General features: G+C 59.0%; 8 protein-coding genes. 5 read left to right on the top strand and 3 right to left on the bottom strand.

Annotated elements, in window-relative coordinates:
- Positions 1–132: 132 nt before the first annotated feature.
- Positions 133–708, bottom strand: coding sequence for a 3-deoxy-D-manno-octulosonic acid transferase (locus tag RTI30_RS11870; protein ID WP_312260705.1), 576 nt, complete (start codon positions 706–708; stop codon positions 133–135).
- A gap of 125 nt (positions 709–833) precedes the next feature.
- On the opposite strand from RTI30_RS11870, the gene glgA reads away from it, so the two are divergent.
- The 5 genes from glgA to RTI30_RS11845 all read left to right on the top strand — a co-directional run bounded on the left by glgA (position 834) and on the right by RTI30_RS11845 (position 5,511).
- On the top strand, positions 834–2,273 hold the full coding sequence (gene glgA / locus RTI30_RS11865) for a glycogen synthase GlgA (protein ID WP_312260703.1): 1,440 nt from the start codon (positions 834–836) through the stop codon (positions 2,271–2,273).
- A gap of 127 nt (positions 2,274–2,400) precedes the next feature.
- Positions 2,401–2,823: a hypothetical protein gene (locus RTI30_RS11860; RefSeq protein ID WP_312260702.1), complete on the top strand. Its 423-nt coding sequence runs from the start codon at positions 2,401–2,403 to the stop codon at positions 2,821–2,823.
- Positions 2,824–2,853: 30 nt separating this feature from the next.
- On the top strand, positions 2,854–3,489 hold the full coding sequence (nth, locus tag RTI30_RS11855; RefSeq protein ID WP_312260700.1) for an endonuclease III: 636 nt from the start codon (positions 2,854–2,856) through the stop codon (positions 3,487–3,489).
- Positions 3,490–3,493: 4 nt separating this feature from the next.
- Positions 3,494–4,573: a hypothetical protein gene (locus RTI30_RS11850; protein ID WP_312260698.1), complete on the top strand. Its 1,080-nt coding sequence runs from the start codon at positions 3,494–3,496 to the stop codon at positions 4,571–4,573.
- A 17-nt stretch (positions 4,574–4,590) separates the two neighbouring features.
- Positions 4,591–5,511 carry a L,D-transpeptidase family protein gene (locus RTI30_RS11845; protein ID WP_312260696.1) on the top strand — a complete coding sequence of 307 codons (921 nt, stop codon included), beginning with the start codon at positions 4,591–4,593 and terminating at the stop codon, positions 5,509–5,511.
- A gap of 50 nt (positions 5,512–5,561) precedes the next feature.
- Here the strand turns inward: RTI30_RS11845 and RTI30_RS11840 are convergent, their stop codons facing one another.
- Both RTI30_RS11840 and RTI30_RS11835 read right to left on the bottom strand, forming a co-directional pair.
- Complete coding sequence (locus RTI30_RS11840; RefSeq protein ID WP_312260694.1) at positions 5,562–5,867, bottom strand: Lpp/OprI family alanine-zipper lipoprotein; 306 nt, start codon at positions 5,865–5,867, stop codon at positions 5,562–5,564.
- The coding region (locus RTI30_RS11835) for a hypothetical protein (protein ID WP_312260692.1) at positions 5,864–6,116 on the bottom strand (253 nt) is incomplete at its 5' end. The genes RTI30_RS11835 and RTI30_RS11840, both read right to left, overlap by 4 nt.

Below are 6,116 nucleotides of genomic sequence, written 5' to 3'. Positions count from 1 at the left end.
CGCGCCTGCCACGTGTACATCCAAGTGATCGACCATCGCCTGCAGGTTACGGGCTACGACACCCAAGGCGCGGCCATGGATAACTTTTACGAGTCTCTCTACCCCTTCCGCATCAAGAGCGGCAGATAGCGGCTACAAACTGCGCCCCTGGGCACGCCACCAGTCTTGCGCCTTGGCGGCAACCGCCTTGGCACTTGCTGGGTCTTTGAGCCAATCCCGCGCCTGCTCGACGATATCTTCGAGCGTTTCGGCATAGCGCGCCGCCCCGGCAGCGAGCAGCCCACGCCGATCGGCGTTGTCTGGCATCTTCGGCCCAAAGAGGATGGGGCAACCGGCGCGGATGGGGCTTTGCAGGTCCACCTCACCGCCCACCAATGTTCCTCCCGGCACGCAAAAGTCCGCACAGGCATAAAAGGCATCGCGCACTGCAATGGTCTCTACAAAGTACACCCGCGATTTGATCGGCACATAGCTGGTAAAGAGACGGCTATGGCGAATGGTCTGCAAGTGGTATTTGAGCGCATCGCGGTAGATGGGCTCAAAACGCTCTTCCCGATCTGGAGCCAAAATCATGATCCCCATTTGTACCCGCATGAGGGCGAGAAAGGCGCTGTAGGCCTCGGGCTCCTCCTCGGCATGGGTGTTGGGAAAATAGACCACACAACGGCCGCGATCGCGAAACTCCTTGAAGCGCGCACAGATATCCATTTTGATCCTCACACAAATCGGGTATCGCGGCATACTACGGCAGCGCCAAGGAACTTTCAAAAGTGGCCGACGACGGTGGCCGGTGTTACTTTTAGCGCAATTTCTTTCGGTGCAGGAGCAACAACGTGCGGGTTCTCTTTTTGGCGTCGGAGATGGCGCCTTACTCCAAGACCGGCGGCCTTGGCGACGTCATCGGCGCGCTCCCAGGGCAATTGCGTGCACTCGGGATCGAAACCTGGATACTGCAACCCTATTACGGTCAGCCACAGCTCGGCGACTTGCATTACCTGGGGAGTTTTACCCCTCCCTATACCGACCGTCAGGCCGAGCTCTGGAGCTTGGCGCAAGACCCCCACACCCTCTTCGTGCGCGCGCCAGAGCTCTACGAGCGCGGCGGCATTTACCAAAATGCCCACGGCGAAGATTGGCCCGACAATGCCCTGCGTTTTGCCTATCTCAACCGCATGGGAGTGGAACTCGCGCAAGGGCGCATTCCCTTTTTGCCGGGGCGGATGGATCTGGTCCATGCCCACGATTGGCAGGGCGCACTGGCGCCCTACCTGCTCGCCCTCGAAAGCCGCGTCGGCGCAGCAAGACCGGCAACCTTGCTCAGCATCCATAATCTCGCCTACCAGGGGCGTTTCTCCCCCAACGTCCGCGCTGCATTACACCTTCCCGCCGCCGATTTTCACCCCGCTGGCACCGAGCTCTACGGCAGTTTTTCTTTCCTCAAGGCGGGCTTGGTTTATGCCGATGCCCTCAGCACCGTCAGCCCAAGTTATGCCCAAGAAATTCAAAGCGAGGCCTTCGGCATGGGACTCGATGGCCTGCTACGCGCGCGCAGCGGCGTTTTGACGGGCATTCTCAATGGCATCGATGACGCGCGCTGGAATCCGTCTGCCGACCCCTATCTGCCCGCCCATTATCATGTGCAGGATTTGCGCGGCAAAGCACGCTGCAAAGCGGCGCTGCAACATCAGCTCGGTCTCTATCCCGATCCTGAGGTCTTCGTTCTCGGTATGATCAGCCGCATGGTGGAGCAAAAAGGTTGCGATCTTGTACTTGATCTGGCGCCGGAACTGCTGCGGGAGCGAATCCAGCTGATTTTCCTTGGTAGCGGCGAGGCGCAATATCAGGATGCCGCCCGTCGATTGGCGCAGGACTTTCCACGGCAGGCTGCCGCCTATATCGGCTTCAACGAGAGCCTCGCGCACCGCATCGAGGCAGGCATCGATGCCTTTCTGATGCCGTCCCGCTTTGAGCCCTGTGGCCTCAACCAGATGTTCAGTTTGCGTTACGGCAGTCCGCCCATCGTGCACAGCACCGGCGGTCTGGCGGATACGGTTCGCGACATCGATTACGACGCCAGAGGCGGCAATGGCTTTGCCTTTGCCCCGGCCACCCGGGAAGGACTGCGCGACGCCATTCACCGTGCACTACGTCATTATCAGCATAAAGATCACTGGCGGGAGCTGCAGCGCCGGGGCATGACCGGAGACTACGGCTGGCGACGAGCGGCACAGGAATATGTAGCGCTGTACCATCGCATTCTCGGCGGTGGCTGAGAATGGCCTTGACAGGCAGGGGCGAAGGTCATTGGCGAGGGTTATCCCCGCTAAAAAATCCCTTGCTATCCGCAAAAGTGAAAATGGGGCTATAATCGGCCGGATTTTTTGCACAGAGGAGCTTTCCATGGCAGGTCATTTTCCGTTTTCGGGCAAAGCCAACCGCGTTTCTGTTTACGCCTTTTTCGAAGCCCATAACTGGAGCCTCGAGGCGCAAAAGGTGTATTTCGAGCACTGGTTCGAGTGGACGAAGAAATTTGTCCAGGCCGATCCCGATTTGCAAGCAAGCAAAGGCGTGCTTTTCGCTGGCGAACATCCGCACTTCGGCACCCATGCCGATCACGACTTCCACCTGCATGGCTATGCCATTGCCACGCGCTTGCTCGATCTTGGCGAATTCATCAAGGGTGCCATCCTCCCCAAGCTCGATCATGATGCCCTGCACGCCCTAGAAGAAGAGCACCACCACTGGGTAAAAGCGGCCGATGCCGTCGCTGCCGAGCATCCTCGTCCTGAGGCCCCGGAAATCGGTCGCTACCGCCACGTCTAAAGACAGGTCGCGGTCACCGCGGCACCGCGTATGGACCAGGAGACCATTGAGCGTTGCTTTGCTGCTCTGCGAGCAAGCATCCCCGCTCCGCAGACGGAATTGCAGTATGCAACGCCGTTTCAACTCTTGGTCGCCGTGGTGCTGTCGGCGCAAAGCACCGACAAAGCCGTCAATCAGTGTACCGCTCGGCTCTTCGCCCGCGCTCCGGATGCGCAAAGTCTCTGGGATTTGGGCGAGGAGCAAATCCGCGCGGAGATTCGTCATCTAGGACTCTTCAATACCAAAGCCCGCAACGTCCATGCCTTGGCTGGGCAAATTCTGCATCAGCATGGGGGCGAAGTACCCCATGATCGAAAGGCCCTGGAGGCCCTACCCGGCGTGGGAAGAAAAACCGCAAATGTGGTACTCAACACGGTTTTTGGCGAGCCTACCATTGCCGTCGATACTCACATTTTTCGCTTGGGTAACCGTCTAGGCATTGCGCCAGGCAACACACCCCGTGCTGTCGAAGAGCGCCTCCTCGAGGTGGTACCCGAAGCCTATCGGCGAGATGCCCATCATTTGCTGATTTTGCACGGACGCTACGTGTGTACGGCGCGCCGTCCGCGTTGTCGCGACTGTACCTTGCAAGATTGCTGCGCTTGGCCGCACAAAGAACTGTCGTAACGCGATGATCCTTACGGGTTTCGCGGCGGGAAGTCAGCGGCCGGAGCGCCTCCTCGAGCAGGCCTTGGACAAGGCCTTGGGCGGCGCCCGGGCACGCGTCAGTGGTGCCCTGATCCTGTTCAGCCCGGCCCAGCTGCCCCTGCCCGGCGCTGCCCTGCAACGCTTGGCAAAGCGTCTGCAATGTCCGCAAATTCGCGCGGGATCCTTTCCTGGCCTCCTGGCCAACGACGACATCGTCTTTGCTCAACCCGCCTGCGCTCTTTGGCTGCTGGCTCCGCCCCTGGGGCTGGGGGATCAAGGCACACTTTCCCTGCTTTGGGCCAAGCCGCAGTACCTGGATGGGGGCGAGTTACCCGCGCATGAACGGGGGCAATTTGGACTCATTAGCGGCAAACAGTCCTGGTTCTGGCGCTACCCGCAGTCCCACCAACTGCTGCATACCGCTTTTCTCGGACCTATTACGCATCGCCAATTGGTCTCTACGGGCATCAGCCCGCTAACGGAGTTCTTTCCCCATTATCGACAGGAGGGCGCACTCCTGCTGCAATTGGAGCGCTACTCCGCCCTCCCCTTACTAGCGCGCAACATTCCCTTTGCCCTGCGCGAGGCCAAGCGCCTGCCCCTCGATCGCCTGCTCCTCGGCGAGCGAGATGCCCAATCGCACGTTCGCTACGTGCAGATTCTGGCCACCGACACCAACCGCAGCGGCTTGTGGTTGGAGCGTCCGCTCACTGCCAATACCCAGGTTTTTCTTGCTTGGCGCAATCCCGAAGCCGCCCTGCGCGATACCCGCGCCGCTCTCGAACTTCTCGACACAGAGCAAGGGCCACCAGACTTTGCCTGGATCAGCAGCTCTACCGGGCGCGCCAGCGACTTTTTTCCGAGCGCCGAAAATGATCTACGCCTTTGGCGAAGTCGTTTTCCCCGCTGTCCCATATTGGGCAGCTTTTCCCAGGCGGAGGTACTAGACGGGCCAGAAGGTGGAAGGATTACGCGCTTCGGCACGGTATTCGATGCCTTCTACCGCTTGCCACAGGCAGCAGATGAAACGCCGTCGCTCTGGCAGAATACTTTTCGAGTGTAGTCTTACAGGAGTCTCGCATGCGCTGGCCTTTCGCTCTGTTCCTGCTCCTCGGCCTTTCTTGTCTGCAGGCGTCAGCTGCCACCTACGCCCTACCCCAGGGCAAGGATAACATGGTTGGTGCCATTCATTACATTACAACGCAACAGGAAGATACCTTGGTCGATATCGCTCGAGACCAAGACGTTGGCTACGATGCTTTGAAATCAGCCAACCCTGGCATCGACCCTTGGTTGCCCAAAGTCGGAGCCAGCGTTTTGATTCCCAGTGAGTATATTTTACCCGCCGCTCCTCGGCGCGGGATCGTCATCAATCTCCCGGCCATGCGCCTCTTCTACTACCCGGCAGATCGCGCGGTGGTCGAGACCTTTCCGATCGGTATTGGGCGCGAGGGTTGGTCTACTCCTCTGGGAAAAACCAAGATCGTTAGCAAAGTGCTCAATCCAACCTGGACACCGCCAGCGAGCATTCGCGCCGAACATGCCGAAAACGGCGACCCCCTACCCGCTGTCGTTGCCGCCGGACCCGATAATCCCCTGGGGCTCTATGCCCTCAAATTCGCCTGGGCGGGTTATTTGATCCACGGCACCAACAAGCCCTATGGTGTTGGGATGCGTGTCAGTCACGGCTGCATCCGCCTATTCCCCAAAGACATCGAGAGCCTCTTTCAGCAGGTTCCGGTTGGTACCCCGGTAGAGGTGGTGGACCAGCCCTGGTTATGGGGAGAACGAGAGGGCGAGTATTATCTGCAGGTGTTTCCTCCCCTGCATGCACCGCAATCCTCCAGCGAGGAAGAAGCCGCATTTCGCCAGTGGTTACAGGCCAAAATTCCCGCAGGTTATGAGATCTCGTGGACGGAGGCCCTACGGATCTTGCGTCAGGCAGATGGGGTACCTACCCTCGTCGTCCTTCGTGCCCAATCGACCGGGAGTCTGCTATAAACAACAAAAAGGGCCCCGAGTGGGGCCCTGATACAACAAGGCAATAAGCCTTACTTCATCATCGCCTTCTTGAACATCCGCTCCACCTTCTCGTTGGCTTCTTCAGCCTTCTGGTTGGCGGCATTGGCGGTGCTCATGGCCTGATCGGCCGTGCTCTGCGCGGCATTGGCCTTGCTCAGGGCGTCATTGGCAGTGTTCTGCGCAGCATTGGCCTTGGCGAGCGCCTCGTTGGCGGTCGACTGCGCGGCGTCAGCCTTGGCGGCAACCTTGGCCAAGTCGGAGCTGGTGGCGCAACCAGCAAGACCGAGGGGCAGAATCAGGGCAGCAACTTTCAACGTGGTGGTCAACTTGCTCATAACGATCTCCTCATATTGGGTGGAATAACGAGCAAAAAATCAAAACTACGGCACATACGTTGCCCTTGCACCTTCGCCCAAAGGGCAGCAGATATGTACCAGGGCATACCGTGCCCGTATTCTATGCGAAAAAACGCACAAATCTCAATAGAATGTATGCGTCCACCACCTTTGGCACTGTGGTAGATGTTGGAGGAGGAAGGATAGCGGTGGTTTCTGTCCGAGTCGATGGTGTGGCCGTTCGGCGTT

The sequence above is a fragment of the Candidatus Igneacidithiobacillus taiwanensis genome, from assembly GCF_031962545.1.
Classification (GTDB): domain Bacteria; phylum Pseudomonadota; class Gammaproteobacteria; order Acidithiobacillales; family Acidithiobacillaceae; genus Igneacidithiobacillus; species Igneacidithiobacillus taiwanensis.
This window is presented reverse-complemented; position numbering and strand designations above follow the sequence as displayed.